Origin of the sequence: Bacillus sp. REN3, assembly GCF_017912555.1 — a bacterium.
Lineage (GTDB): Bacteria > Bacillota > Bacilli > Bacillales > Cytobacillaceae > Mesobacillus.
The window spans coordinates 1-1,168 of the sequence record NZ_JAERSD010000057.1; the positions used below are offsets into that span (position 1 = coordinate 1).

The following is a 1,168-nucleotide window of genomic DNA, read 5'->3' on the forward strand; positions in this document are numbered from 1 at the left end:
GCAGCCATACCTAACGCTGATGGCCAAACGGCCAACAGCATTGAAATACAGCTCCTTCTATGACCAGCTACCGGAAGAATGGAAGCTATACTTTGAAGCCTGTTCGCTGGAAGAGAAGAAAGCAGCATTGAGCTTACTGGCCGTTCTTCTGAAGGAGCAGGGCTTCGACCTGCCGACCGAGGCATTGCGTATGGCTTCTGAGCATGGACATCCAACTGCCGAGTCAATCAAGCATGTCTACTATCAGTTAGTGAATGGACGGGGCATTCGAGAGACCTTGTCGCTTCCGCGACTACCGAAGAAATTACCTATGGCAGAATCTGCTTCACGGGGACTTACCCATTATGACCAATTATTCGCGATGGCCGGGGGTGAGCAGTCATGAAGCAATTGATCGAAGAGCATGCGAAACGATTAAAGCTAAGTTGGATTCGCGAACATTATCATGAAGTGGAAGCAGCCTCTCAAGAGGAGTTTTTACTGAAACTATTTGAAAAGGAAATTGAGCAACGGGAAGAACGGAAATTGAATCTCCTAATCAAGCAATCGTTATTGCCGGATATATCCGGCAGGCAATTTGATTGGGATGGCATTCATATGAACGGCGATCTATTGAAAGAGGATGTATTAGCAGGAAGATTTATTGAAAGGAAAGAGAATCTCATTTTGTATGGAGGGGTAGGTGTTGGGAAGACCCTTCTAGCCTCCTTGTGCGGCTGGAATGCGATTCATCAGACACGAAGGAAAGTACGCTTTTATACGGTGGCACAGCTGGTGAATCAACTACTGGAAGCCCATGAGAAAGGCACGCTCAGTAAAATCTATAAGCAGATAGAAGGATTGGATTTATTGATTTTAGATGAACTTGGCTATGTACCCCTGCATAAGCAAGGAGCAGAGCTCCTGTTTCAAGTGCTTAATTTGTGTTACGAACGGCGAAGTGTGATCGTTACGACAAATCTTCAGTTCGGACAGTGGAATCATATATTCGGAGATCCTATCTTGACTGAAGCATTTATTGATCGCTTAATTCATTATTCGCATTTAATAGTGTTCAATCGAGAAAGTTTTCGACACAGAGAATCATTACTTAATCGTTAAAAAGGGATGTTGGCAAGTAGCTACATTTTTAACTGCCAAATCATACATTTCCCGCTTGCCAAATACA

Annotated in this window: 1 protein-coding gene and 1 pseudogene; both read left to right on the top strand. The window is 44.0% G+C overall.

Going from position 1 to position 1,168, the window contains the following annotated elements; translation table 11 throughout:
* Nucleotides 1-385: pseudogene (locus JJQ88_RS20955) on the top strand (IS21 family transposase); the annotation flags it as partial.
* On the top strand, nt 382-1,101 hold the full coding sequence (istB, locus tag JJQ88_RS20960; protein WP_210367974.1) for an IS21-like element helper ATPase IstB: 720 nt from the start codon (nt 382-384) through the stop codon (nt 1,099-1,101). The pseudogene JJQ88_RS20955 and the gene istB, both read left to right, overlap by 4 nt.
* Nucleotides 1,102-1,168 lie beyond the last annotated feature (67 nt).

What these genes read in the sequence shown, in the direction of transcription:
- istB (WP_210367974.1), top strand. Translation starts at nt 382, where the DNA reads ATGAAGCAATTGATCGAAGAGCATGCGAAACGATTAAAGCTAAGTTGG.